This is a genomic window from Streptosporangium sp. NPDC087985 (assembly GCF_044741965.1).
Classification (GTDB): domain Bacteria; phylum Actinomycetota; class Actinomycetes; order Streptosporangiales; family Streptosporangiaceae; genus Streptosporangium.
Genome location: NZ_JBIUTQ010000010.1, coordinates 139977 through 164415, shown reverse-complemented (window position 1 = coordinate 164415; position 24439 = coordinate 139977). Strand labels below are relative to the sequence as shown.

Here is a 24439-nt window from a genome sequence, read left to right as displayed (position 1 = left end):
CCGCCGGTTCAGTCGGTGACGTCGGCGCAGACCACGTGGGCGCCCAGTTCGACCATCCGCTGTTCGCTGCGCGCGTCGGCGACCCGGGCCATGAGGATCGGCGCCTCGCTCGCCGCGAGCTGCGGCAGCCGGGCGCGGACCCCGCGGTGGATGTCCCGCACCACGTCCTCGGCCGCCGACATGTGCACCTTCACGTGCAGCATGATCCCCGGCGCGCCGGAGGAGGTCTTGGCCTCGGAGATCCACACGTGGTGGACGAGCGGGTAGCCGGTGAGCAGGTGCGAGATCGCGACGCGGAGCGCGGGCAGGATCGGATGCTCGCACCGCCGGTAGCCGGGGTCCACCATCTGCATCGGCCCCGACAGATGGGGCCGGGGCGCGGGGATCCACGGCTGGGCGGGTGCCGCCGGCACCGGGATCCGCTGAGCCGCCGGCACCGGGGCACTCTGGGAGCGCGCCACAGGGACGTCCTGGGAGCGCGCCACAGGGATGTCCTGGGGACGCGTCACAGGGACGTCCTGGGGGCGCGCCACAGGGGCCACAGGGGGAGCGGGGATGGCTGGGAGGGGCGGGACCGTGGCCATCGCCCCGGTCGCGTACGCCGTCGGGGTCGCGCTCGACAGCGCCGGCGTGGGGCCGGTGCGGGTCGAGAGCAGGTAGCGCTGGAGGTCCTCGATGGGCACGGCGGCTGCCGCCGGTCCCGCGGCGTCGATCACGATTTCCCGCACACCGGTGACGCGCTGGATGTCGAGGATGGTGTCGGCGTCGCAGGCCGACAACGAGTGGCTGCCACGGTGCCGTGCGTAGGTGCTCGCCGAGGTGTATCCGAGCAGGACTCGGTCACCGGTCTGCGTCGTGCCCAGCACGACGGAGCGATCCGGTCGCACGGCAACCAGGAGGCCCCATTCGGCAAGCGCCGTCAGCAGCCGGTGCGGGCCGCCGTGCTGCGCGAGCACATCGCCGAGAGCGGGGTTCCCGATGCTCATATAAAGAACGATAGATAGGGGACCACGGCCTATGAGGGTAATCGTGAAGTTTTCTCCGGATCAAGACCAAGTTGAATTTTCTCCGCATGAGATGGAGCCGGGGCGGGTAGCCGTCTCGGATCGCGGGACATTCGTGAATACGTTCACAAGCGCCGATAGACTACGTGAGGTCCGTGCAGCAGCCTTCACGTCTCAAAGGATCCAGCCTGTGAACAAGCCCGTCGTACTGGTCGCAGAGGAACTTTCCGAAGCCGGTCTCGCGGTCCTGGGCGCGGACTTCGAAGTCCGCCACACCGATGGCGCCGACCGCGCCCAGTTCCTGCCCGCCCTCGCCGACGTGGACGCGCTCATCGTGCGCAGTGCCACGCAGGTGGACGCGGAGGCCATCGCCGCCGCGCCGAAGCTCCGGGTCGTCGCCCGCGCCGGCGTCGGCCTGGACAACGTGGACGTGGAGGCCGCCACCAAGGCCGGCGTCATGGTCGTCAACGCGCCCACCTCCAACATCACCAGTGCCGCCGAGCACACCGTCGCCCTGATCCTCGCCTCCGCCCGCAACGTCGCCCAGGCGCACTCCGCGCTCAAGGGCGGCGAGTGGAAGCGTTCGAAGTACACCGGGGTGGAGCTCGACGAGAAGGTCGTCGCCATCCTCGGTCTCGGCAAGATCGGGCAGCTGGTCGCCCAGCGCCTGCAGCCGTTCGGCGTCGAGCTGATCGCCTACGACCCCTACCTGCAGCCGGCCCGCGCCGCGCAGATGGGCGTCCGCCTGGTGTCGCTGGAGGAGGCCCTGCGCGAGGCCGACTTCATCACCGTGCACCTGCCCAAGTCCAAGGAGACCATCGGGCTTATCGGGGACAGGGAGCTCCACACGGTCAAGCCGTCGGTGCGCCTGGTCAACGTCGCCCGCGGCGGCATCATCGACGAGGGTGCGCTCTACTCCGCGATCAAGGAAGGCCGCGTCGCCGGTGCCGGCATCGACGTCTTCCCCAAGGAGCCCGTCACCGACAGCCCGCTGTTCGAGCTCGACCAGGTCGTCGTCACCCCGCACCTGGGCGCCTCCACCCACGAGGCCCAGGAGAAGGCCGGCACCCAGGTCGCGCGGAGCGTGAAGCTCGCCCTCGCCGGCGAGTTCGTGCCGGACGCGGTGAACGTCCAGGGCGGTGCCGTCGCCGAGGACGTCAAGCCCGGCCTGCCGCTGGCCGAGAAGCTCGGCCGGGTGTTCACCGCTCTAGCCGGTGAGGTCGCCACCAGGCTCGACGTCGAGGTCCGCGGCGAGATCGCCTCCCACGACGTCCGCGTGCTGGAGCTGGCCGCGCTCAAGGGCATCTTCACCGACGTGGTCGAGGACTCGGTCACGTATGTCAACGCCCCGCTCCTGGCCAAGGACCGCGGCGTGACCGTCGAGCTGGTCACCAGCTCTGACAGCCCCGACTGGCGCAACGTCGTCACCGTCCGCGGCGTCCTCGCCGACGGCCGTACGGTCTCGGTCTCCGGCACGCTGTCGGGCCCGCGCCAGATCACGAAGATCGTCGAGGTCAACGGCTACCAGATGGAGATCGAGCCGACCGACCACCTGTCGTTCTTCACCTACACCGACCGTCCCGGCGTGGTCGGCGTCGTCGGTCGGATCCTCGGCGACCACGGCATCAACATCGCCTCGATGCAGGTGGCCCGCGACGTCAAGGGCGGCAAGGCCCTCATCGCGCTGACCGTCGACACCGGTATCCCGGCCAACGTGATCGACCAGATCGGCGGCGAGATCGGCGCCGACAGCGGCCGCTCGGTCGACCTGGCCGACTAGATCGTCCCGTACGGCTGCCGCCACCCTCGACCGGGGGTGGCGGCAGCCGTATGTCGTCTCATCATGTGAGAAGTGCGTACGGCAGGCGAGACGGTATGTCCGTGAGCGGGTACCGTGGGAGGCAATGCGCCAGGTTTTCGCACTCATTACCTGCCGCGGCGGGGCCTGACAGGACAGGCCGGCGGCCCGCCGCGGTGTCGCGGTGCTCGCCGGTCCCATGTCTTGTCGCCGGTCCGTGATCCGGACCCGCGACCTCCAGGCCCGGTTGGACTCGTGACCGGAGTCCGGACCATCTCCCCTGCTCGCACGCGACCGAGATGAGGATCGCCATGTACGACATGTATCCCTGGAACCGTCCCGAAGAGACCAGGGACGAGGCCGCCGAGGCCCTCCAGATCGCCCTGGACCGGCGCGACAACGGAGGCGTTCCCACCCGCTGATCCCCCCGGGCCCCACCCTGTGACCCCCGGCGCGACGGGGGTGGTGGCGCCTGTGGCCCCGGGAGGCTCCCCTCTCCCTGAAGAGCACCCCTCCGAGAACGAGTCCTCGCCCCGGGGCCACAGGGTTGTTACCTGGCAGACCTCAGCGGCAGGTCGCGTGTGGGTGGCGACTCCGCCGTGGACGGAAGGGGCAAGGTCTGCCAGAGCTCGACTTCGACGTGCTGCATGAGATCGCGTAGTTCGTCGGCCGTCCCGGCTTCGACGATCCGGACCTGGCACGGGTCGCGGCACTCGAACGCGGTGAAGCACCGCCGCCACGGCCGCCACATGACCAGCCAGCCAGGCGCGTCCGCCTGGACCCTGGCGGCGGCGTCGATCTCCTCGGTGTCATACCCGGTCAGGGAGAAGCGCGGCGGGGGCACGGTAGCCACGCTAAGGAGCCGGATGCGCCCGCATCAACGATGTTGCGTTATGTTGCGCGAAACTCGCCCGCCACCGCCCGGAGCACGGCGCGGGCGGCCTCGCCGTACACCGCGGCCGTGTGCAGCGCCTCGAACGCCTTCTCGTACACGGCGACGTCCGAGGGGGCCTTGTGCTGGATCTGGCCGGGCACCGTGTCGACGCGCACCCGGCTGGCATCGTAGATCCAGAAGTTCTCCGGCGGCATCATCGGCGGTTTCGCCGTCACGGGGATGATCCCGAACGACAGGTTCGCCACGCCGCTCGTCAGCTCGATGAGCCGGTCCAGCTGGGCGGCCATCTCCGCCGGTCCGACCAGCGGCGTGCGGAGAGCCTGCTCGCCGACGATGAACGCGAACCGTTTGGTGCCGTCGCGCAGCACGCCCTGCTGCCGCAGCCGCGCGGCCACCGCGGCGTCGATGTCGTCAGGGATGTTCCGGAAGTCGATGACGGTCCGTAGATGCCCCCGCGCGTACCCGGAGGTCTGGAGCAGGCCGGGGATCGCGGAGTGCTGCCACACGCGGAACCTGCTGGTCTTCTCGTACAGGGGCTGGAACGAGCGCTGGACACGCCCGAGCCCCGTCTCCTCCAGGCGTCGCCACTCCGTGTACATGGCCTCGATGTTCTGGGCCGCCGCGATCAGGTCGACCACCTGCTCCTCGGCGCTGCACGCCTTGCACCAGGCCCGGATGTCGGTCTGGTTCGGCATCTGAACGGCGTTCTCGATCTTGGAGATCTTCGTGTGGTCCATGCCGGTCCGTGTGGCCAGCGCCCGGCCGGTCAGGCCGGCATCCGAGCGGAGTGCGCGCAGGCGCGCCGCGAGGATGCCCTTCGCTTCGTCGATGCGGGTGGAGGTTGCCATCGAGCCACCTCGTCCCTGTTGGGGGGTATTGGCTGCGAGGATACGCCCGAAATTGTGAAATATCTCGTTATGTTGCGAATTATTGCGTCTCGTCATCGGGCGGGGCGGTGCTCGCCCGAACTCCGGTGTACTCCTGACGGGCACCGGCCCGGGCCTCGGGGATACCCGGGCCGGTGCCCGTCGATCAGAGGCTGGCTTCGAGCATCGAGGGGGCAGGCTCGGCGGCGAGCTTGGCCTGCTCGATGGAGATCTTGACGCCCTGGGCGTCGGGCCGGACGGCGCCGACGAAACTGCTGCGGCGCCAGTCGCTGAGCTTCTCCTCCTTGACCACGTCGCCGGTCTGCGGGGCGTGGACCATGTAGCCGGGCTTGCTGATCATGCCGACATGGCCGAGACCGCTGAAGAAGGCCAGGTCGCCGGGTCTGAGGTCCTTCCAGGCGATCTTCTTGGAGAACGCCGCGTACTGGTCGTAGGTGACGCGGGGCAGCTTGATCCCGGCGGCGCCGTAGGCACGGAGCATCAGGCCGGAGCAGTCGAAACCACCGTTGCCGGTGCCGCCCCAGACGTACGGGGTGCCGCGCTGGGCCATGGCCCACTGCAGGGCCTTCTGCCAGGCGGGCTTGGAGGCCTGGTGGGTGAGGATTTCCTTGAGCTTGGCGCCGGTGAGCGTGGCGGCCTCAGGGGCGGAGGCGGGGGCTTTGGGAGCGGCCTGGGGGGCGGAGACGGCGGCCTGGGCGAGTGACGGGGTCGCGAGCGCGGCGGCGCCGGCGACGAGCAGGGTCAGGACGCGGGGACAGATCTTGCCGGACAAGATGATTCCTTCCATAAGGCCGGCCGGGTTAGCTGTCGGGCTCGGGCGTGGAGGCCGCCCTACGGCGCGAGAAGCGCTGATTCGCCCCAAGGGACCCAGTGATGGCGGCCCTGGACATCTGGGCTCCGCGTGAGGGAGCGAGATGTCCTGGGCGGCCGTGGCCCCGGAAGTGGTTCCCCGGCTCCGCGCAGGCCGATGGGGGAGCGGCCGTGCGGATTAGGCATCGGTTCGAATGGTGAGGACGATAACGAAACTTCACGAAAGGGTCAATACCTCGCAAAACCGGACAAAATGATCGCGAGGACTCCGGGGGTCGGAAATGTCCGATGGATGAGACCAGTGTTCGGTTACCGAGACGGGCCGGTAAGGTGCCTGCATGGACGCGCGTAACATTCGCCTGGCAGTCATCCCCGGGGACGGGATCGGAGTCGAGGTCGTCACCGAGGGCCTGAAGGTCCTCGAAGCGGTCGGCGCGCAGGTGGAGACCACCACCTATGATCTTGGCGCCAGGCGCTACCACGAGACCGGTGAGACCCTCCCCGACACCGTCCTGGACGAACTGCGGGGATATGACGCGATCCTGCTCGGGGCGGTCGGCGACCCCAGCGTGCCCCCGGGCATCCTGGAGCGCGATCTGCTGCTCAGGCTCCGCTTCCAGCTCGACCACTACGTCAATCTCCGCCCGGTCAAGCTCTTCCCCGGCGTCGAGACCCCGCTGGGCAACGCCCGCCCCGAGGACATCGACATGATCGTCGTCCGCGAGGGCACCGAGGGGCCGTATGCGGGAGCCGGCGGCGTGATGCGCCGGGGCACGCCGTACGAGATCGCCACCCAGGAGTCGCTGAACACGGCCTTCGGCGTCGAGCGGGTCATCCGCTACGCCTTCGACAAGGCGCTCGGCCGGACACGCAGGAAGCTGACGCTGGTCCACAAGACCAACGTGCTCACCTACGCCGGCGACCTCTGGGCCCGCACGTTTGACCGGGTCAGCCTGGAGTATCCCGACGTCGAGACCGACTACTGTCATGTCGACGCGGCCTCGATGTTCTTCGTCAGCCAGCCGGAGCGGTTCGATGTGATCGTCACCGACAACCTGTTCGGCGACATCCTCACCGACATCGGCGCCGCCGTCGCCGGCGGCATCGGCCTGGCGGCCAGCGGCAACGTCAACCCCGACCGCACCGCGCCGAGCATGTTCGAGCCGGTCCACGGCAGCGCCCCCGACATCGCGGGCCAGGGCAAGGCCGATCCGACCGCGACCATCCTGTCCGTCGCCATGCTCCTGGACCACCTCGGCCTGTCCGCCCAGGCGGCCCAGGTCGAGCAGGCCGTGGCCGAGGACCTCCTCGAACGGCTGACCGGCTGGGCCGGACGGACCACCCGCGAGATCGGCGACGACATCACCGCCCGAGTAGCCGGCTGACGGAGCCGCCTCCCCGATCTCAGACGCGCCTGGCGGCTCACGAGCCGCCAGGCGCGTCTCTGTTTATCCGGGGCGCTGCCGGGTTTCGACCTGGATGCAGTAGTTTCCCGTTACCCGGTCCATCGCAGAATGGACTAAGGGCAAACCGTCACAAAGAGAAGGATCTCCGCCATGACCACCGCTCAGAAGCTCAGCTTCGACGTGCAGCTCTCCGACCACGCGCGCACCGCAGCCGAGCGCGAGCAGGTACTGGCGAGTCCAGGATTCGGGCAGGTCTTCACCGATCACATGGTCTCGATCGACTACACCGAAGGTGAGGGCTGGCACGACGCGCGGCTCACGCCGTACGGCCCGCTGATCCTGGACCCGGCGACCGCGGTGTTCCACTACGCCCAGGAGCTCTTCGAGGGTATGAAGGCCTACCGTCAGGAGGGCGGCACGATCGCGACCTTCCGGCCGTACGCCAACGCCGCCCGCTTCAACCGGTCGGCGGCGCGGATGGCGATGCCGGAACTGCCCGAGGAGACGTTCGTCGAGTCGCTGGAGCTTCTCGTCCAGACCGATCGCGAGTGGGTCCCCACCACCCCGGGTCACAGCCTCTACCTGCGCCCCTTCATGATCGCCACGCAGGCCGCGCTGGGCGTCAACTACCCCTCCAGGACCTACCGGTACATGGTGATCGCCTCCCCGGCGGCCGCCTACTTCGGCGCCGGTAAGCCCGTCTCGGTCTGGCTCTCCACCGAATACACCCGCGCCGCCCCCGGCGGGACCGGCTTCGCCAAGTGCGGCGGCAACTACGCGGCGGCCTTCGTGGCCCAGCGCCAGGCCGTCGAGCAGGGCTGCGACCAGGTGGTCTGGCTCGACGCGGGCGAGCACCGCTACGTCGAGGAGATGGGCGGGATGAACCTGTTCTTCGTCTACGGCGACCGCCTGCTCACCCCGGCCCTCACCGGCACGCTCCTGCCCGGCATCACCCGCGACTCGATCCTCACCCTCGCCGCCCGCCTCGGGCTGACCGCCGAGGAGGGGCGCCTGTCGATCGAGGAGTGGCAGGCGGCCAGCGAGTCCGGCGAGCTCACCGAGGCCTTCGCCTGCGGCACCGCCGCGGTCGTGACTCCGGTCGGCTCGGTCAAGGGCGCCGACCGCGCCTGGACGATCGGCGACGGCACCGAGGGACCCGTCACCTCCAGGATCCGCGAGGAGCTGGTCGGCATCCAGTACGGCTCCCGCCCCGACCCGTACAGCTGGGTCCACAAGATCTGCTGATCCCCGCACCGAGGAGAGCCCGGCCTTCCACGAGGCCGGGCTCTCCTCCGTTCTCTTCAGTGCTTTCGAATCATGGTGAGGCCGTCGGCGATGGGGAGGATCAGCGAGGTCACCCGGCTGTCGGCCATGACCATGTCGTTGAACGCGCGGATGGCCCGGGTGCCGTCGTCGTCGACGGTGGGGTCGGCGACGCGCCCGCCCCACAGGGTGTTGTCGACCAGGATCAGGCCGCCCGGAACGAGGCGGGACATGAGGATCTCGTAGTAGACGGGGTAACCGGCCTTGTCGGCGTCGATGAACGCCAGGTCGACCGTCTGCTCGGGAGGGAGTTCCTTCAGCCGCTCGGCGGCCGGGCCGACCCTGAGCTCGATGCGGTCGGCGAACCCCGCCTTCTCCCAGTAGTGCCGGGCGATCGCCGTCCACTCCTCGCTGACGTCGAAGCAACTCAGCCTGCCGCCGGGGGCCAGCCCCCGGGCGATGCAGACTGACGAGTAGCCGGTGAAGGTGCCCACCTCCACCACGTTCCTCGCGCGGCCGAGCTGGGTGACCATGGTCAGGAACCGCCCCTGGTCGGGGGAGATCTGCATGCCCGCGCTCTCGCCGGTGGCCTCGCGGGTCTCCAGGGCGAGCGCGTCGAGGATGTCGTCGGGCGGGGTGGTGTGCGCGATCAGGTACTGCCCGATGCCCGGGTCGAGATAAGTAGCCTTCATGCGCGCCATTCTTGTCCGTGTCGCCGATCCTTCAGGCGGAGGACGGATGGAAGGGCGTGTCCAGCGGCTCGGATGAGACGGTGGATCTCGTATAGTGAGATCGATGTGTCAAATAGTGTCGGCGTGTGGCAGACTCCGAAGCATCATGTTCTACGGTCTGCTCATTATCGGCAGGCGCGCTGGCTGAAAAGGGACACCGCCAGCGCGCAGACCTCTCACGTCCGTGAGGGGTTTTTTTGTTTCTCAGAGCCGGATGAGCGCGCGGCGAACCATCGAACCGCGAAGGAGACTGACATGGCCGACGACCGCTTCCATGTGTACGACACGACACTCCGTGACGGCGCCCAGCAGGAGGGCCTCAACCTCACGGTGGCCGACAAGCTGGCGATCGCACGCCACCTGGACGGCCTCGGGGTCGGTTTCATCGAGGGCGGCTGGCCCGGCTCCAACCCGAAGGACACCGAGTTCTTCCGGCGGGCTCAGACCGAGCTCGACCTGAAGCATGCGCAGCTCGCCGCGTTCGGCGCGACCCGCCGAGCCGGAGTGAAGGCAGCCGACGACCCGTTGGTGGCCGCCCTGCGCGAATCCGGCGCGCCGGTCGTGACCCTTGTCGCCAAGAGTCACGACCGCCACGTTGAGTTGGCCCTCCGCACGACTCTCCAGGAGAACCTCGCGATGATCCGCGACACGGTCTCCCACCTCCGTGCGGAGGGACAGCGGGTCTTCCTCGACGCCGAGCACTTCTTCGATGGCTACAGATCCAATCCGGCCTACGCGCTGGAGGTGCTGCGCACCGCCGCCGAGGCGGGCGCCTCGGTCATCGCCCTGTGCGACACCAACGGCGGCATGCTCCCCGACGAGCTCGCCGAGGTCGTCCACGCGGCCGTGGGGACCTCCGCCCGGATCGGCATCCACTGCCACGACGACACCGGCTGCGCGGTGGCCAACACCCTGGCCGCCGTGAAGGCGGGCGCCACCCACGTGCAGGGCTGCGCCAACGGGTACGGCGAGCGGTCGGGCAACGCCAACCTGTTCACCGTCGTGGCCAACCTCCAGCTCAAGCGGGGCTTCGACCTCGTCCCGCAGGAGGCGCTGGCCGACATGACCCGGATCGCGCACGCGATCACCGAGGTGACCAACGTCACCCCGAACTCCCACGCCCCCTATGTGGGCGTCTCCGCCTTCGCGCACAAGGCCGGGCTGCACGCCAGCGCCATCAAGGTGGACCCCAACCTCTACCAGCACATCGACCCGGCCCAGGTCGGCAACGACATGCGCATGCTCGTCTCCGACATGGCCGGTCGCGCCTCCGTCGAGCTCAAGGGCCGCGAGCTGGGCTACGAGCTGTCACCGGAGACCTCGCGCGAGCTGGTGGAGCGGGTCAAGGAGATGGAGTCCAAGGGCCACACCTTCGAGGCGGCCGACGCCTCCTTCGAGCTGCTGCTCCGCGACACCGTGGCGGGCGGGCGCAGGCGCCACTTCGAGGTCGAGTCCTGGCGGGTGATCGTCGAGCGGACCCGCAGCGGCGAGCTGGTCAGTGAGGCCACGGTCAAGCTGCACGCCAAGGGCGAGCGGATCATCGCCACCGGCGAGGGGAACGGTCCGGTCAACGCGCTGGACAGGGCTGTCCGGCAGGGACTGGAGAGGCTCTACCCCGAGCTGGCGGAGGTCGAGCTGATCGACTTCAAGGTGCGGATCCTGGAGGGCACCCACGGTACCCACGCGGTCACGCGCGTGCTGATCACTTCCAGCGACGCGACCGGCGAGTGGGCCACGGTCGGCGTCGACGAGAACGTCATCGAGGCCTCCTGGCAGGCCCTTGAGCAGGCCGTCACCTACGGCCTGCTCAAGGCGGGCCACCCCGTCGACTGATCCGGTTGCCGCGGGGTACGGCCAGGCCGTACCCCGCGTGACCGTCGGCGAACGGTTCAGGAGAGGTCGGCGCCGCTGACCCGGAAGCTGACCGGGCCGGTGGAGGTCTCCAGGTTCACCCTGCCGCCGGAGCAGGAGACGGAGGGCTTGTCGGTGCCGGGCACCACGATGGTGAGCAGCGGGTCCGCGGAGGCGGGGGAGACGACCGTGGGAGCGGGCTGCTTCTGCAGGTAGGCGGGGGAGACCCAGCCCTGGTAGGGGTCCGACTGACCCCGGACCACCTTCAGCCCGCTGACGGGCGTGCAGGAGGGCATCGACACCTGGACCAGCGTCGCCTTCCAGCCTGCCTTGTCCTTGACCACGATCCGGCCGCCGCTGTTCGACACGGTCGACAGCTCGGGGGCGAGGTGCCAGAGGTTGCTGACCCGGGAGCCCTTGGGGACCGTGTCCAGCACGGCCATCACGTCCTGCCCGTGGTTGACCAGCACCGAGCGGGTCCTGGGCACGCCGTAGGCGTTGTCGGTCAGCCGGTAGCTCTGTCGGTCCCCCCCGATCGAGGATCTGCTCAGCGCGGTGGCCGTCTTGCCCCGGAACGTGGCGCCGACGACGGACGGGGTGTTGTGCGCCTCGGTGGACATCGTCCAGCGACGGTAAGCGGTGTTCTCGTAGGAGTGGAAGCCCACGTCGACCAGGACGTCGCGGCCCTGGGCGTAGTAGGTCACGCCGAGGTGGTCCTCGTGGCCGTGGTGCTTCAGGCCGGGACCGAAGCGGATGGAGTAGAACGCCGACTCGGGCCTGTCCCACGCGGTGCGTCCGTAGACGTAGCCGTTGCCGAACACCCGCACGGTCTGCTTCGGGTGGTCGTACCCGACCGGACGCACGTCGGCGCCGCCGTCCCCGATCGGGACCATGAACCCGTTGGGCTGGGTGGAGTGGGAGATGAAGTCCTCCAGCGACTCCCAGCGCCGGGTGATCTCGGCGGGCACCTTCAGCCCGCACGCCCTGATCCCGTCCATGGCGACCTTGAGCCGCTCATGGACGTAGATCGCGTAGCGCGGGGCCTGCTCGCGCAGCGCGCCCTGGGCGTCGACGTCGAGTATCACCGTCTCGGTCAGCCGCCTGACGGCGAGACCGGACCAGGTGCTGTTGCCGTACCGGCAGCCGATGCCGAGCAGGGCGATGTCCTGGTCGATGCCGTGGTTGTGGCCCTTCTCGTACAGGTTCGGGTTGGACAGCATCGTGGCGTGCTCGGCCAGGCTGGCGGTCAGCCAGGACGCGTTGACGTGCTTGCTGAGGCAGACCAGGGCGGGGGCGCGCAGCGCGATCGGGTGTTCCTGCCAGGCGTAGGGGCTGGCCTTGGGGCCCCCTCGCCGGGGGTTGTCCGTCACCCAGCTCTTGGCGATCTCGGTGGCGCGGGTGAGGTAGGCCGTCTCACCGGTGGTCTCGTAGTCGGCGACCAGGCGGCCCATCCAGCGCAGGGAGTGGAACACCATGCTCCACGAGCGGTTGCGATAGGGATCGGTGCGCCAGTTGACGCCCTTGCTCACCTTCACCGGGGGGAGGCCCAGGAACTCCACCTCGCCGTTCATGATGTCCGGCGCCGTCGGCGTCGCCGGTAACCAGTCGCCCTGGCACTCGGTCGTGCGTCTGACCTGTTCCGCGGCCTCTGCCGGGCCGGTCGTCGCACCACAGGTCACGAGGAGGATGAGCGAGAGGACGAGTGCTTCGGTGCGGCGGCGCACGCCAATTCCTTCCGGGCCGGACGAGGGGAGCGGATCATGCTGTCCGAATCCCAGCAAACCGGTCAAGCTGGGCGGACCTCTTCCAGCACATCGTTAGCAACTAGATGCGCGTCCGGCGTTTGAAACCGTTCACCCCGGCTCGCAGGCGCGCCGCTCCGCCGGTGCGCCTGCGAGCCGTACGGCGGGCGGCGGTCAGGACCCGGATGCGGGGCCGGTGCTCTGGACGACCTCGAACGACCAGAGCTCGGCGCCGCTGGCAGCCGGCCCCTGACCGTGACCGTGCCCGGCGGCCTGGCCGTGACCGTGCCCCTGCTGTTCTCCCTGCCCGCCGGCCTGGGCGTGGCCCTTCTGGAAGGCCTGGCTGTCGGTCCAGCGCGTGAAGTCCTCCTCGGACCGCCAGCGGGTGTAGACCAGGTACCGGTCGGTGCCCTCCAGCGGGCGGAGCAGCTCGAACCACTCGAACCCGTCCGCCGACTCCACGATCCCGGCGCGCCCGGAGAACCGGCGCTCCAGTTCCTGGCGCATCTCCGCCGGCACCGTCAGCACGTTTATCTTCACAACCGAAGGCACATCGTCTCCTCGAAGCGTTGGTTCCGCCGACCACTCTACGATCGCGGCTCCGTCAGACGACGGTCCTGCGGTGGCGTGGCGGTTCTTCCAGGCTCACCTGGGCGATGGCCGGGATGCGCTCGGTCTCCAGCGCCCGGCGCATGCGCGGGATGGCCACCCCGTCGAGCTGCTCGCGGATCGCGTCCATGGGGATGGTCTCGTCGGCCATCACGCGCAGCCGTACCGCCGGGTGCGTCTCCGTGCCGATCATCGCCGCGCTGGCGCGGAGGATCGCGGGGTGCGCGCTGACGTCGGCGGCCATCGCGTCGGCCACGCCGCCGGTGTGGACGTCGGTGACCCCGCCGGGGCCGCTCGCCAGGCGGATGCCGCCCAGCTTGGCGCGCCGTCCCTGGGCCAGCAGCCAGCGCAGGCCGAGCAGGGTCAGCACGATCCCCGCCACCGCGATCACCCACCACAGCTGGAGGGAGTGGGCGAAGGCCCCGCGCACCGGGCCGTTGAGGAGGGGCTCACCGGCGGGCGCCCCGGCCCGCGAGAACGAGCCCACGCCACGGGCGACCGTGAGGCAGCCGAGGACCGTCAGCACCAGTCCCACGATCAGCAGCCCCAGCCGGTTGCCCCGCGGAGTCTTCCTGTCCATGGCGATCACTTTCCTCGCAGGTTCACGCGCACGGAGTAGTCGTCGACCGGAGCGAGCGCGGCGATCCGCTCGGTGACGGTCAGCCGGACGGCCTCCGCCAGCCCGGTGGTGTCCCTCAGGAGACTGTCCGCCGTCACCTGCGCGGTCCTGCCGTGCAGTCTCACCTGGGCGTGATCGATCCCCTGCACCTGCCGGGCGGCATGGGCCAGGGAACGGGTGAAGCCCCGGCGCTGCATGCCGATGATCAGGTCGGGGTCGCCGGTCCTGGCCGGGATGAGCCTGGACCGCCCTGGAACGAGGGCGAGCAGCAACAGGAACAGGCCCAGGACGGTGACTACGCTCGCGCCCAGCACCACCTGCGGGCTGTTCCACGGCGTCGAGGACGCCCAGCCCAGAATCCGGTCGTACGGCATCCAGCGCACCGTCCTGCCCAGCAGGGCGGAGATCGCCTCCACCGCGACCAGGACGCCGATCACGGTCAGTAGAGCGGCCGTGATCACAGCGGGGACCACCCGGCGCGGACGGAAGGCCCTGCTCGCCGCCCGGTCCGCCGCCCGGTTCCTCGGAACCTCGGCGGGCAGGGGTGACGAGGGCCATTCCATGGTCTCCGCGCCGGGTGCGGTCATTCTCTCCGGTGCGGGCTGCGCGCCGGAGGCCGGAGTGGGTGGAGGAGAGGCGGGGACCGTCATCCGCCGTCCTCTCCTCGGGGGAGTACCACGCCGGTCACGTCGATGTCGATGTGGCCGATGTGCAGACCGGTGAGCGTGCGGACCCGGTCGGCGACGTGCCGCCGGACCGTCTCGGTGACCTGCAGGAGGGGGGCTGGGTACTCCACCGACATGTCCAGGCTCAGCGTCGCGAGCTCTCCGTTCACGACGGCGCGGGTGTGCCCTCCGAAGGCCAGCGGCCCGCGCTCGTGGACCTCCCGCACCCACGGCACCTCTCTGGCCGCGCGGGCCGCGATGCGCGACACCACCCGCTCCGGGATGTCCGTCCTCCCGCGCCGTTCAGCCGGTACGGCGGGCCGTACCGGTTGAACGGGCCGGGTTGAGCACACCTCCCCGGCGGACGGGGCGTCCCCCGGCCGCTGGGCGGGGAGACCGTGCACGTCCGCGGGCGATCCGGAAGGTGTGGTGTGGTGCTCGACCGGGGTGGTCATTGGCGCCTCATGCCCAGGCGGGACAGGTGGATCTCGCCACTCTCGACGATGCGGCCGATGAGGAGTCCGACGGCGCCCAGGACGAGCACCAGAAGGAACGCGCCGAGACCGCCGAAGGCCGCCGCGAAGCCCAGGATGATGCCGACGAACATGCCGGCCACGCTCCATACGGGGAACTGGTTCATCGAATACCTCCGATATAGATGTTCACCGGGCGGTCACCCACCAGAGGGGCGACCGCCGTCCGCACCTCTTCGGCGATCTCCGGCAACGGCCGTCCCATCTGGGCGACGATGGAGACCTCGACTTCGCCGTCCCGGACGGCGACGCCGGACACCCTCTCGCCGGGCAGATAGGTCGCCACGGTCCCGAACGGGCCGCCGGACAGGTCGGCGACGTCGGGACATCGCCGTACGGTGTCGGCTATCTCATGCGCGAGATCGCTCACTGGACGCGCGATCCCTCCTCGGGCCCCTCTGTCCTGCCCCCGTCGCCTGTTCTCTCCTGGTCGGGCATGTGGACGTCGTCGACCCTGATGTTGACCTCGGTCACCTCCAGGCCGGTCATGCGTTCGACGGCCGTGATCACGTTGCGGCGTACGGCGGCGGCGACGTCCGGAATGGCCACGCCGTACTCGACCACCAGGTCGATGTCGGCCGCCGTCTGCCGCTCGCCCACCTCGACGGACACGCCCTGCGTGGCGCTCTTCTCGCCCCCCACCATGCCGCGGACCGCGCCGAGTGCCCGTGCGGTGCCGACGCCCATGTCGTAGACGCCGGAGACCTCCCGGGCCGCTATGCCAGCGATCTTCGCGACGACTCCGCCGTCGATGCTCGTGGTCCCCTTGGAGGTCACCAGGCTTCCAGGACCCCCTGGGGTGCTGGTCCGAGCTCGTGGCACCGAGGTCTCGTCGCTCCTTGGCGGCGTGTTCACCGTGTTGGCTTCGGTCACGTCGATTCCCTCCCGTGAGGGGAAGACCGTGTGCTTCCCCGGATACTGCCTAAAAGACGTAATACCCCCCATAGGAACAGTAACCAGCACATACTTTTTCTTGAGAAAATCCTGAATATGCCCTATCAGTGGTTTTTATGAGAGAAGTGACCGTTTGGGGGTTCCCGTAGCGATACGTGAAGCCTCCGCCGGCTGCGCGGTACCACCGGCTCGCCGGTGGGCCCGACACCGGGCGGCGGTCCGGTGGGACTCCGGGCGCGACTAGCCTTGTCGTGTGCGTATAGCGAGGTTCTCCACAGGCGAGGGTGTCGGATTCGGCGTGGTCGAGGGCGGACCCGGCGAGGAGTTCATCTCCACGATCTCCGGGCACCCGTTCGGCCCGATCCAGTTCAGCGGTGAGCGTCACCCGCTCTCCCAGGTCAAGCTGCTCGCGCCCATGTTGCCCAGCAAGGTCGTCGCGATCGGCAAGAACTACGCCGACCACGCCCGCGAGATGGGGGGCGAGGTCCCCGACGAGCCGCTGGTCTTCCTGAAGCCGTCCACCTCGGTGGTCGGCTCGGGAGAGGCCATCGCCTACCCGACCGGGCTGACCCGGCAGGTCGACTTCGAGGGCGAGCTGGCCGTGGTCATCGGCAGACTCTGCCGCGAGGTCCCCGCGGAACGGGCCCACGAGGTCATCTTCGGCTACACCTGCGCCAACGACGTCACGGCCCGGGACCTGCAGAAGAAGGACGTCCAGTTCACCCGGGCCAAGGGCTTCGACACGTTCTGCCCGCTCGGCCCGTGGATCCAGACCGAGCTTGACCCGAGTGACCTGGGCATCACCACGACGGTGAACGGTGAGGTCAAGCAGAGCTCCCGCACCTCCAAGCTCATGTACGACATCCCGACGCTGATCGCCCACGTGAGCGCGGTCATGACCCTGATCCCCGGTGACGTCATCCTCACGGGGACCCCCGAAGGGGTCGGCCCGCTGGACGTCGGCGACGAGGTCAGCGTCGGCATCGAAGGAATCGGCACTCTCACCAACCGGGTGGTCTCCCGTGACTAGGGTTCGTTTCGCTCCGTCTCCCACCGGCATGTTCCATGTCGGCGGCGCCCGTTCGGCGCTGTTCAACTGGGCGCTGGCCGAGCAGTCCGGCGGCACGTTCGTGCTGCGCATCGAGGACACCGACGCCGCCCGCAACCGGCCCGAGTGGACCGAGGGCATCATCTCGGCGCTCGCCTGGATCGGTATCAACGGCGACAGCCCGTTCTTCGAGGGCCCCTACTTCCAGTCGGCCTACGAGGAGCAGCACCGCGAGGCGGTGGCCAAGCTGGCCGCCGGCGGCCGCGCCTACCACTGCACCTGCACCCGCGACGACGTGAAGGCCCGCACCGGCTCGGAGCACAGGGGCTACGACGGCTTCTGCCGCGACCGGGGCCTGACCGAGGGCGCGGTCCGCTTCCGTACCCCCGACGACGGCGTCACCGTGGTCGAGGACCTGGTCCGCGGCACGGTCGAGTTCCCCAACAACGCCATGGAGGACTTCGTCGTCGCGCGCGCCGACGGCTCCCCGCTGTTCGTGCTGGCCAACGTGGTCGACGACATCGAGATGCGGATCAGCCACGTGGTCCGCGCCGAGGAGCACCTGTCCAACACGCCCAAGCAGCAGCTGCTCTGGGAGGCGCTCGGCGTCACCCCGCCCATCTGGGCGCACGTGCCGGTCATCGTCAACGAGAAGCGCCAGAAGCTGTCCAAGCGTCGCGACAAGGTCGCCCTGGAGTCCTACCGCGAGGAGGGCTACCTGGCCGAGGCGATGGTCAACTACCTGATGCTGCTCGGCTGGGGGCCCGGCGACGACCGGGAGATCATGCCCTGGGCGGAGATGGTGCCGCTGTTCAAGCTGGCGGACGTCAACCCCTCTCCCGCCTTCTTCGACGAGAAGAAGCTCCGGGCGTTCAACGGTGAGTACATCCGGGCGCTGCCGCTCGCGACCTTCATCGCCCGTTGCGAGCCGTGGCTGGAGCCCGACTGGGACCGGGAGACCTTCGCCAAGGTCGCCGAGCTCGCCCAGACCCGTATCGCGGTCCTCTCGGAGATCACCGCGAACGTGGACTTCCTCTTCCTGGACGAGCCGGTCTTCGACCAGGCGTCGTGGGACAAGGCCATGAAGAGCTCCGCCGTGGAGATCCTCACCGGCTACCTCGACCGTCTGGAGAAGGTCTCCATGGACCCCGACTCGCTCAAGACGGCACTGGAGGAGGTCGGCGCTGAGCACGGCCTCAAGCTCGGCAAGGCCCAGGCCCCGGTCCGCGTGGCAGTCACCGGCCGGACCGTCGGCCTGCCGCTTTTCGAGTCGATCGAGGCACTCGGCCGGGAACGCTCGATGGACCGCATCCGAACCGCCCTCGCCAGACTGCGGGGCTGAGCCCGGCTCGGGACCGGCGCCGCTGTTTTACAAATGCGTGACGGATGTTAGACAGCCGGATAGCATGGATGTATGGCGACGATCGGTTTCCGACCCACGGAAGAGGACGAACGGATCATCAAGGCGGCGATGCGCGGCGGTGAACGCACCAGTGATGTGATCCGCCGTGCGCTGCGCCTCCTGGAGCGCGAGGTGTGGCTTGCCCAGGCCCGCTCCGATGCCGAACGGCTGGCCGGTGAGGACCTGGCCGGAGAGCGGGACGCCTGGTGATCCGCGGGGCGGTCTACCGCGTGGACCTGGGGGAAGCGAAGCACGGGCACGAGCAGCGTGGGCGCCGTTACGGTCTGGTACTGAGCCCGAGCGCGATGCCGTGGAGCGTCGCGACCATCGTCCCCACGTCGACCAGTGCCCAGCCGGCGGTCTTCCGCCCCGAGCTGGAGGTGGCGGGCACGCCGACCCGATTCCTGGTGGATCAGATCCGTACCGTCGACGTCGGTTTCATCCACGGTGACCCCGTGCACTACCTCGACCGGGATGAGCTGGCCGAGGTGGAGCATGCCGTGATCCATTACTTGGGGTTGTGAACACTACGGCCTGCCGGTGTTCGAGTCGATCGAGACGCTCGGCCGGGAGCGCTCGATGGGCTGGATCCGGGGGTTGAGGAACATCCGCGCGAGTTACTGGGATGCCGGCACTGCCCGGCTTCTGTCGCGTCTGCTGAAGGCCGCACGCGCGGGCCGGTGTTCCTCACCCACCGCAAGCCCGGTCCGGGGAAGGTAGTCAGCTCGCGTGACGTGTGCCCGGACACTGGCTTCGCCCGGCTGTCGAGGCACAAGAAGGCGGAGAACGTCCGCCGCTACTTCAAACCCTCCCCGGAGGCCATCGCGGAGATCACCGGCCTCCTCGCGCCGGGCGACAGCAAGCGCTGACTTCGGGGTCTGCTACGAGGCGGCGCTGTCCCACAAGTCGGTGCTGTGGGCATCGACAAGAGCGCCGATGCGGGTGAGGACGTCGTTGGCGGGCTGCGGGTCGAGGCGGCGTCCGTCACGCAGGCGCAGGGCGACGTGGTCGTCGGCGGCTTCCTTAGCGCCGATGACGGCTTGGTAGGGCACCAGGCGAGCCTGGCGGATGCGGGCGCCCAGGGTGCCGTGTTCCGGCCCGGCGATCTCGGCGCGCAGTCCGAGGTCGGTGCATCGCTGGGCGAGGGCCGCGGCGTTCGGCATCTCGGCTTCGGAGATCGGGAGGATCACCAGCTGGGTGGGGGCGAGCCAGGCGGGGAAGGCGCCGCCGTGCTGTTCGATGAGGTGGGCGACGGCTCGTTCCACGCTGCCGATGATGCTGCGGTGGACCATGACCGGACGGTGTTTCGCGCCGTCCGGGCCGATGTAGTGCAGGTCGAACTGCTCGGGCTGGTGGAAGTCGACCTGGACGGTGGACAGGGTGGATTCCCTGCCGGCGCCATCGGTGACCTGGACGTCGATCTTGGGGCCGTAGAACGCGGACTCTCCCTCGGCCGCCTCGTAGGGCAGACCGGAGCGGTCGAGGACCTCGGTCAGCAGGGCGGTGGACCGCTGCCACATCTCGGGTGCGGCGACGTACTTGCCACCGGGGCCCGGAAGGGAGAGCCGGTAGCGGGTCGGGCTGATGCCGAGAGCCTCGTACGCCTGACGGATCATCTCCAGGGCGGCCTGTGCCTCCTCGGCGACCTGGTCGATGGTGCAGAAGATGTGCGCGTCGTTGAGCTGGATGGCCCGCACCCGGGTCAGCCCGCCGAGCACGCCCGAGAGTTCGGAGCGGTACATGCCGCCCAGCTCGGCCATGCGCAGGGGCAGCTCGCGGTAGCTGTGGGAGCGGGAGCGGTAGATCACCGCGTGGTGGGGACACAGGCTCGGCCGCAGGACGACCTGCTCACCGCCGAGGTCCATCGGGGGGAACATGTCGTCGCTGTAGTGCGACCAGTGCCCGGAGATCTCGTACAGCTCCCGTTTGCCGAGCACCGGCGAGTACACGTGCCGGTAGCCCGCCCGCCGCTCGGCGGTGCGGATGTACTCCTCCAGGGTGTGCCGTACGGCTGCCCCGTCGGGCAGCCAGTACGGCAGTCCCGCGCCGATCAGCGGGTCGGTGTCGAACAGGCCCAGCTCGCGGCCGAGCTTGCGGTGGTCGTGCATGGCGGTCTCCTCGCGGACATCGGGGGAGTGACCGCAAGGCGAAGCCCCGGGGCACTCGCCCCGGGGCTTTTGACTAAGACATCTGTCAGCGCGCCGGGACACTCTCCGGCGTCGTCGTCATGGCAGCGCGCTTCATGCCGATCACGGTAGCAGAGGCGCGGTGGTGTCCACGCGGTCATTCTTCGGCCGGGGAATGCGGAGGCCGCAGTGCCGGAGCGGCGGGAAGGGAGCCACCCCGGCGGGCCGGGCCCGTGACGAGCGTGAGCGTGAGCGCGGTGCCCGCGGCCATCGCGAGCCAGACGCCGGTGAGGCCGAGCGCGGTACCGAGCGCGTAGGCGAGGGGGAGCTGGACCGCGAAACCCGCCAGGGTGGCGGTGAGCAGGCGGCTCCCCTTCCCGCTTGCCTGGAGCACCCCGCCCACGGAGATCAGGCCGCCGAACGGGACGAGGTAGAGCGTCATCCAGCGCAGGAAGCTCACCACCTCGGTGGCCACCGCCGGATCGCCGGTGAACAGGCCCGCGACGGGAGCGGCGACGGCGTTGAGCGCGACGGCGACGATCAGCCCGGTGGCCAGGCCGTACCGGAGGGCGGGGCCCGCGTCGCCGGAGCGGGCCGTCTGGATCAGGGCGGCCTGGCGGAGCGCGTAGAAGGCCATTACTCCGGCCAGCATGATCTTCGTCCCGATGCCGTAGCCGGCCAGCGCCACGACACCGAACCCGCCGACCACCTCCACCAGGGCCATCCCGACGATGGATCTGGCCAGGAAGTCGCCGGCCATGGGCAGCCCGGTGCGGACGATGTCCACCGCGTCCGCGCGGTTCGCCCGCGCCGTGCGGGCGCGGGGCGTCCGCCGCGTCAGCAGGGTCAGCGCGACGGCGAGGGTGACCGTCCGCCCCAGTACGGTCGCCGCCGCCGCCCCCTGGATACCGAGGTCGAGTCCGTAGATGAACAACGGGTCGAGACCGATCACCAAAGCGTTGCAGAGGAGGGCGGTGCGCATCGGGGTCGTGGTGTCACCGTGTCCCTTGAAGATCCCGTCCACCAGCGACTGCGCGAAGAAGACCGGGATGCCGGCCAGGGAGACCAGGAAGAAGCCGGCCGTCAGGCCGGCCGTCACGGCGTCGGCCGTGAAGAGCCGGGCGAGTGGCTCGCGCAGCAGCACCCCGGGGACCGCCACCGCCAGGCTGGTCGCCGCCCAGAGCAGCCACGCCGTACGGATCACCGGCTGGGTCGGTTCCCTGCCGTCGCGCCTGCCGACCAGGACGGTGGTCCCGGTCTGGACGGCGAGAATCACGCCCAGGGCGAGGTATTCGGCGGTGGTCGCGACCGTCACCGCGGCCACGGCCTGGCTGCCCAGTCCGGAGACCCAGAACAGGTCGATCAGGCCGACCGCGACCACGGCCGTCAGCAACTCCACGTAGACGGGCAGGGCAAGGCGGAGTAGCTTCATCGTATACCTCGTTTCGAGTTATCTCGTTTAGAGGTATAGCGATACGATGCTCTCATGGCAAGTGGCGACCTGACCCTGTCGATCCTCGGGTTCCTCGGTGAGGGGCCGATGCACGGCTACGAACTCAAGGCCCGCATCCTGGAGCTGAGCGGTCATCTCCGCCCGGTCAGCGACGGGGCCCTCTACCCGGCGATCGCCCGGCTGGAGAAGGCCGGACTCGTGGAGCGGCACGAGGAGGAGGGGGCGGGCGCCGCCCGGCGCCAGGTTCTCACCCTGACCGGGGCGGGGCGGGCGGAGCTCCTGCGGCGGCTCCGTGAACCCTCCGACCTCGACATCAGCGATCAGACACGCTTCTTCGGCCTGCTGACCTTCCTGTCACAGCTTCCGGACCGCGCCGACCAGGTCCGGGTGCTCCGCCGCCGCCTCGGCTTCCTGGAGACCCCCGCGAGCTTCTTCTACCGTGACGGGAAGCCGCAACGGGCCGAGGAGGTCCCCGACCCGTTCCACCGCGGCATGCTCCTGATCGCACGGGCCACCGGCGACGCCGAGAAGCGGTGGCTCAGGCAGACCGTCGCCGAGCTGGAGCATCAGGGTGTGTTCAGCCCGCTGAGGCTCAGCTGAGCAGGCCGCGGCGCTCCAGCAGGGGCTCGATGCGGGGGTCGCGGCCGCGGAAGTCGCGGAACGCCTCCATCACGTCCTTGGAGCCGCCGACAGACAGCAGGGTCGACCGGAAGTGGTCGCCGTTGGCACGCTTGAGGCCGTCGTTCTCCTTGAACCACTCGACGCTCTCGGCGTCCAGCACCTCGCTCCAGATGTAGGAGTAGTAGCCGGCGCTGTAGCCGCCCACACCGCTGAAGAAGGCGTGCGCGAAGTAGTTGGTCCGGTAGCGCGAGCGGACCAGCTCGAAGGCGATCCCGGCGCGCTCTAGGGCCGCCGCCTCGAATGCCTCGGCGTCCTCGACGGTCTCGCCGGGGGCGAGCTTGTGCCAGGCCCAGTCGAGCAGTGCCGCGGTGAGGTATTCCACGGTCGCGAAGCCCTGGTTGAACTTCTCGGCGGCCTTCATCTTCTCCAGCAGCTCAGCCGGCACCGGCTCGCCGGTCTCGTGGTGCCTGGCGAAGTTGGCGAGGACCGACGGCCAGGTCGCCCACATCTCGTTGACCTGCGAGGGGTACTCCACGAAGTCGCGCGGCACCGTGGTGCCGGAGACCCGGGGGAAGCGGACGTCGGAGAACAGGCCGTGCAGGGCGTGGCCGAACTCGTGGAAGGCGGTGTTGACCTCGTCGAAGGTCAGCAGCGTCGGGCCCTCGGCGGGCTTGGTGATGTTGAGGTTGTTCATCACCACGGGCAGGTCGCCGAACAGGTGCGACTGGTCCACGAGGTTGTTCATCCACGCGCCGCCGCGCTTGGTGGGCCGGGCGTAGGGGTCGAACAGGAACAGGCCGAGCGGCGAGCCGTCCGCGTTGAACACCTCGAAGGTCCGGACGTCCGGGTGGTAACCGGCCAGGTCGTCCCGGTCGGTGAAGGTGATCCCGTACAGCTCGCCGGCGGCGTGGAAGACGCCGTCCCTGAGCACCCGGTTCAGCTCGAAGTAGGGGCGCAGCTCGGAGCTGTCGAAGTCGTAGCGGGCCTTGCGTACCTTCTCCGCGTAGAACGACCAGTCCCACGGTTCGATGGGGAACCCGGCCTGCTCGCTCAGCGCCTCGGCCTCGCGGCGGGCGTTGGCCACGGCCGGGCCCACCAGCTTGCCGAGCATCTCCTCGACGGCGTCGGTGGTCTTGGCCGTCTGGTCGGCGACGGAGTAGGCGGCGTGGTTGGGGTAGCCGAGCAGGGCGGCCCGCTCGGCGCGGAGCGCCGCCATCGTGGCGGCCAGTTCGAAGTTCTCCGGCGCCCGGCTCACCGACAGCTCGTACAGCTTCCTCCGGGTCTGCCTGTCGGTCAGCTCGGCCAGAGCGGGCTGGTTGGTGAAGTTGAGCAGCGGCAGGACGTATTCGCCGTCCTTCTCGATCGCCTTGATCGCGCTCTCGGAGAGTCCGTCGAGCTCCTTGGCGTCCCCGACGACGAGCGCGGAGGCGGTGGAGGCCGTCAGCAGGTTCTGGGAGAAGGTGGTGGCGAGCTTGGTCAGCTCCTCGTTGAGCTCCCTGAGCCGCTCCTGTTCGGCCTCGGACAGGTCGGCGCCGGCCCGGACGAAGTCCACCCGGTACTTCTCCAGCAGCCAGGCCTCCTCCGGGTCCTCGGTGGTGACCTGTTTGATCCGCTGGTAGAGGGCGCGGTTGAGGTGGATGGCGTCGTCGTGCTTGGTCAGCCTGGGGGAGATCTCGGTCTCGATCTCCCGGATGCCGTCGGTCGCGTCGGAGGAGGCGATGCTGAAGAAGACCATCGCGGTCCGCTTCAGGATCTGGCCGGAGCGCTCCAGGGCCTCGATCGTGTTGGCGAACGTCGCCGGGGTGGGGTCACCGGCGATCGCCTCGACCTCCCGCAGCTGGTCGGCCATGCCGCGCTCGAACGCGGGCAGGTAGTGCTCCTCCCGGATCTCGGCGAAGTCCGGCAGCGCGTAGGGCAGCGTGCTGGGGTGGAAGAAGGGGTTCTCGGCCAAGGCGCAGGCTCCTCACATGCGGGTGGGTCTCGGACAGCAGCGTTACATAACGGACCCCTCCGACGCACTCCGGTGCCCTGGGGATTCGGCCGCCGTCAATCGTTTTGGCCTTGACCCCCAACCTGGGCTAT

26 protein-coding genes and 1 riboswitch are annotated in these 24439 nt (G+C 69.4%); of the genes, 10 read left to right on the top strand and 16 right to left on the bottom strand.

What is annotated here, in order from left to right:
• Positions 1–8: 8 nt before the first annotated feature.
• On the bottom strand, positions 9–986 hold the full coding sequence (locus ACIN94_RS20200) for a hypothetical protein (protein WP_400708098.1): 978 nt from the start codon (positions 984–986) through the stop codon (positions 9–11).
• A gap of 208 nt (positions 987–1194) precedes the next feature.
• On the opposite strand from ACIN94_RS20200, the gene serA reads away from it, so the two are divergent.
• The gene (gene serA, locus ACIN94_RS20195) at positions 1195–2784 is read left to right on the top strand and encodes a phosphoglycerate dehydrogenase (protein ID WP_400708096.1); all 1590 of its coding nucleotides are present in this window, start codon (positions 1195–1197) and stop codon (positions 2782–2784) included.
• A gap of 568 nt (positions 2785–3352) precedes the next feature.
• Here the strand turns inward: serA and ACIN94_RS20190 are convergent.
• The 3 genes from ACIN94_RS20190 to ACIN94_RS20180 form a co-directional block, all read right to left on the bottom strand.
• A complete protein-coding gene (locus ACIN94_RS20190; protein ID WP_400708094.1) occupies positions 3353–3646 on the bottom strand; it encodes a hypothetical protein in 294 nt (97 codons plus the stop codon).
• Positions 3647–3693: 47 nt separating this feature from the next.
• On the bottom strand, positions 3694–4545 hold the full coding sequence (locus tag ACIN94_RS20185; RefSeq protein WP_400708092.1) for a helix-turn-helix domain-containing protein: 852 nt from the start codon (positions 4543–4545) through the stop codon (positions 3694–3696).
• A gap of 184 nt (positions 4546–4729) precedes the next feature.
• Positions 4730–5356, bottom strand: coding sequence for a C40 family peptidase (locus tag ACIN94_RS20180; RefSeq protein ID WP_400708090.1), 627 nt, complete (start codon positions 5354–5356; stop codon positions 4730–4732).
• A 2-nt stretch (positions 5357–5358) separates the two neighbouring features.
• A riboswitch (cyclic di-AMP (ydaO/yuaA leader) is annotated at positions 5359–5575 on the bottom strand.
• Positions 5576–5732: 157 nt separating this feature from the next.
• Here ACIN94_RS20180 and ACIN94_RS20175 point away from each other — a divergent pair.
• On the top strand, positions 5733–6779 hold the full coding sequence (locus tag ACIN94_RS20175; RefSeq protein ID WP_400708088.1) for a 3-isopropylmalate dehydrogenase: 1047 nt from the start codon (positions 5733–5735) through the stop codon (positions 6777–6779).
• Positions 6780–6950: 171 nt separating this feature from the next.
• Entirely contained in the window at positions 6951–8045 is a 1095-nt protein-coding gene (locus tag ACIN94_RS20170; RefSeq protein WP_400708086.1) for a branched-chain amino acid aminotransferase, read from the top strand.
• Between the two features lie 56 nt (positions 8046–8101).
• Here ACIN94_RS20170 and ACIN94_RS20165 read toward each other — a convergent pair whose 3' ends face one another.
• Complete coding sequence (locus tag ACIN94_RS20165) at positions 8102–8755, bottom strand: O-methyltransferase (RefSeq protein ID WP_400708084.1); 654 nt, start codon at positions 8753–8755, stop codon at positions 8102–8104.
• 294 nt (positions 8756–9049) lie between these two features.
• Here ACIN94_RS20165 and cimA point away from each other — a divergent pair, with 294 nt between their 5' ends.
• Complete coding sequence (gene cimA, locus ACIN94_RS20160; RefSeq protein WP_400708082.1) at positions 9050–10627, top strand: citramalate synthase; 1578 nt, start codon at positions 9050–9052, stop codon at positions 10625–10627.
• 56 nt (positions 10628–10683) lie between these two features.
• Here cimA and ACIN94_RS20155 read toward each other — a convergent pair whose 3' ends face one another.
• The 8 genes from ACIN94_RS20155 to ACIN94_RS20120 all read right to left on the bottom strand — a co-directional run bounded on the left by ACIN94_RS20155 (position 10684) and on the right by ACIN94_RS20120 (position 15686).
• Positions 10684–12369: a heparinase II/III family protein gene (locus ACIN94_RS20155; protein WP_400708080.1), complete on the bottom strand. Its 1686-nt coding sequence runs from the start codon at positions 12367–12369 to the stop codon at positions 10684–10686.
• Between the two features lie 192 nt (positions 12370–12561).
• Positions 12562–12939: an antibiotic biosynthesis monooxygenase family protein gene (locus ACIN94_RS20150; RefSeq protein WP_400708078.1), complete on the bottom strand. Its 378-nt coding sequence runs from the start codon at positions 12937–12939 to the stop codon at positions 12562–12564.
• Positions 12940–12991: 52 nt separating this feature from the next.
• The gene (locus tag ACIN94_RS20145) at positions 12992–13576 is read right to left on the bottom strand and encodes a hypothetical protein (RefSeq protein WP_400708076.1); all 585 of its coding nucleotides are present in this window, start codon (positions 13574–13576) and stop codon (positions 12992–12994) included.
• Positions 13577–13581: 5 nt separating this feature from the next.
• Positions 13582–14265 carry a DUF6286 domain-containing protein gene (locus ACIN94_RS20140; protein WP_400708074.1) on the bottom strand — a complete coding sequence of 228 codons (684 nt, stop codon included), beginning with the start codon at positions 14263–14265 and terminating at the stop codon, positions 13582–13584.
• Entirely contained in the window at positions 14262–14735 is a 474-nt protein-coding gene (locus ACIN94_RS20135; protein WP_400708072.1) for an Asp23/Gls24 family envelope stress response protein, read from the bottom strand. Before ACIN94_RS20135 ends, ACIN94_RS20140 begins: the two co-directional genes overlap by 4 nt.
• Positions 14732–14920: a hypothetical protein gene (locus ACIN94_RS20130; RefSeq protein ID WP_400708070.1), complete on the bottom strand. Its 189-nt coding sequence runs from the start codon at positions 14918–14920 to the stop codon at positions 14732–14734. The genes ACIN94_RS20135 and ACIN94_RS20130 overlap by 4 nt, the downstream gene beginning before the upstream one ends.
• Positions 14917–15183 carry a hypothetical protein gene (locus ACIN94_RS20125; protein ID WP_400708068.1) on the bottom strand — a complete coding sequence of 89 codons (267 nt, stop codon included), beginning with the start codon at positions 15181–15183 and terminating at the stop codon, positions 14917–14919. Before ACIN94_RS20125 ends, ACIN94_RS20130 begins: the two co-directional genes overlap by 4 nt.
• The gene (locus ACIN94_RS20120; RefSeq protein ID WP_400708066.1) at positions 15180–15686 is read right to left on the bottom strand and encodes an Asp23/Gls24 family envelope stress response protein; all 507 of its coding nucleotides are present in this window, start codon (positions 15684–15686) and stop codon (positions 15180–15182) included. The genes ACIN94_RS20125 and ACIN94_RS20120 overlap by 4 nt, the downstream gene beginning before the upstream one ends.
• A 274-nt stretch (positions 15687–15960) precedes the next feature.
• Here ACIN94_RS20120 and ACIN94_RS20115 point away from each other — a divergent pair, with 274 nt between their 5' ends.
• The 5 genes from ACIN94_RS20115 to ACIN94_RS20095 all read left to right on the top strand — a co-directional run bounded on the left by ACIN94_RS20115 (position 15961) and on the right by ACIN94_RS20095 (position 19026).
• Positions 15961–16737 (top strand): fumarylacetoacetate hydrolase family protein, encoded by a 777-nt coding sequence (locus tag ACIN94_RS20115; protein WP_400708064.1) that lies wholly within the window; start codon positions 15961–15963, stop codon positions 16735–16737.
• Between the two features lie 28 nt (positions 16738–16765).
• A complete protein-coding gene (gene gltX, locus ACIN94_RS20110; protein ID WP_400708152.1) occupies positions 16766–18097 on the top strand; it encodes a glutamate--tRNA ligase in 1332 nt (443 codons plus the stop codon).
• A gap of 72 nt (positions 18098–18169) precedes the next feature.
• On the top strand, positions 18170–18367 hold the full coding sequence (locus ACIN94_RS20105) for a hypothetical protein (protein ID WP_400708062.1): 198 nt from the start codon (positions 18170–18172) through the stop codon (positions 18365–18367).
• Positions 18364–18681 (top strand): type II toxin-antitoxin system PemK/MazF family toxin, encoded by a 318-nt coding sequence (locus ACIN94_RS20100; RefSeq protein ID WP_400708060.1) that lies wholly within the window; start codon positions 18364–18366, stop codon positions 18679–18681. Before ACIN94_RS20105 ends, ACIN94_RS20100 begins: the two co-directional genes overlap by 4 nt.
• 210 nt (positions 18682–18891) lie before the next feature.
• Complete coding sequence (locus ACIN94_RS20095; protein ID WP_400708058.1) at positions 18892–19026, top strand: hypothetical protein; 135 nt, start codon at positions 18892–18894, stop codon at positions 19024–19026.
• Positions 19027–19038: 12 nt separating this feature from the next.
• On the opposite strand, the gene thrS is transcribed toward ACIN94_RS20095, so the two are convergent.
• Positions 19039–20367 carry a threonine--tRNA ligase gene (thrS, locus tag ACIN94_RS20090; protein WP_400708056.1) on the bottom strand — a complete coding sequence of 443 codons (1329 nt, stop codon included), beginning with the start codon at positions 20365–20367 and terminating at the stop codon, positions 19039–19041.
• Between the two features lie 73 nt (positions 20368–20440).
• The gene (locus tag ACIN94_RS20085) at positions 20441–21715 is read right to left on the bottom strand and encodes an MATE family efflux transporter (RefSeq protein ID WP_400708054.1); all 1275 of its coding nucleotides are present in this window, start codon (positions 21713–21715) and stop codon (positions 20441–20443) included.
• A gap of 54 nt (positions 21716–21769) precedes the next feature.
• Between ACIN94_RS20085 and ACIN94_RS20080 the strand changes: the two genes are divergently transcribed.
• The gene (locus ACIN94_RS20080; protein ID WP_400708052.1) at positions 21770–22336 is read left to right on the top strand and encodes a PadR family transcriptional regulator; all 567 of its coding nucleotides are present in this window, start codon (positions 21770–21772) and stop codon (positions 22334–22336) included.
• On the opposite strand, the gene ACIN94_RS20075 is transcribed toward ACIN94_RS20080, so the two are convergent.
• A complete protein-coding gene (locus ACIN94_RS20075; protein WP_400708050.1) occupies positions 22329–24308 on the bottom strand; it encodes a M3 family metallopeptidase in 1980 nt (659 codons plus the stop codon). The two genes, ACIN94_RS20080 and ACIN94_RS20075, sit on opposite strands and share 8 nt — an antisense overlap.
• Positions 24309–24439: the final 131 nt, after the last annotated feature.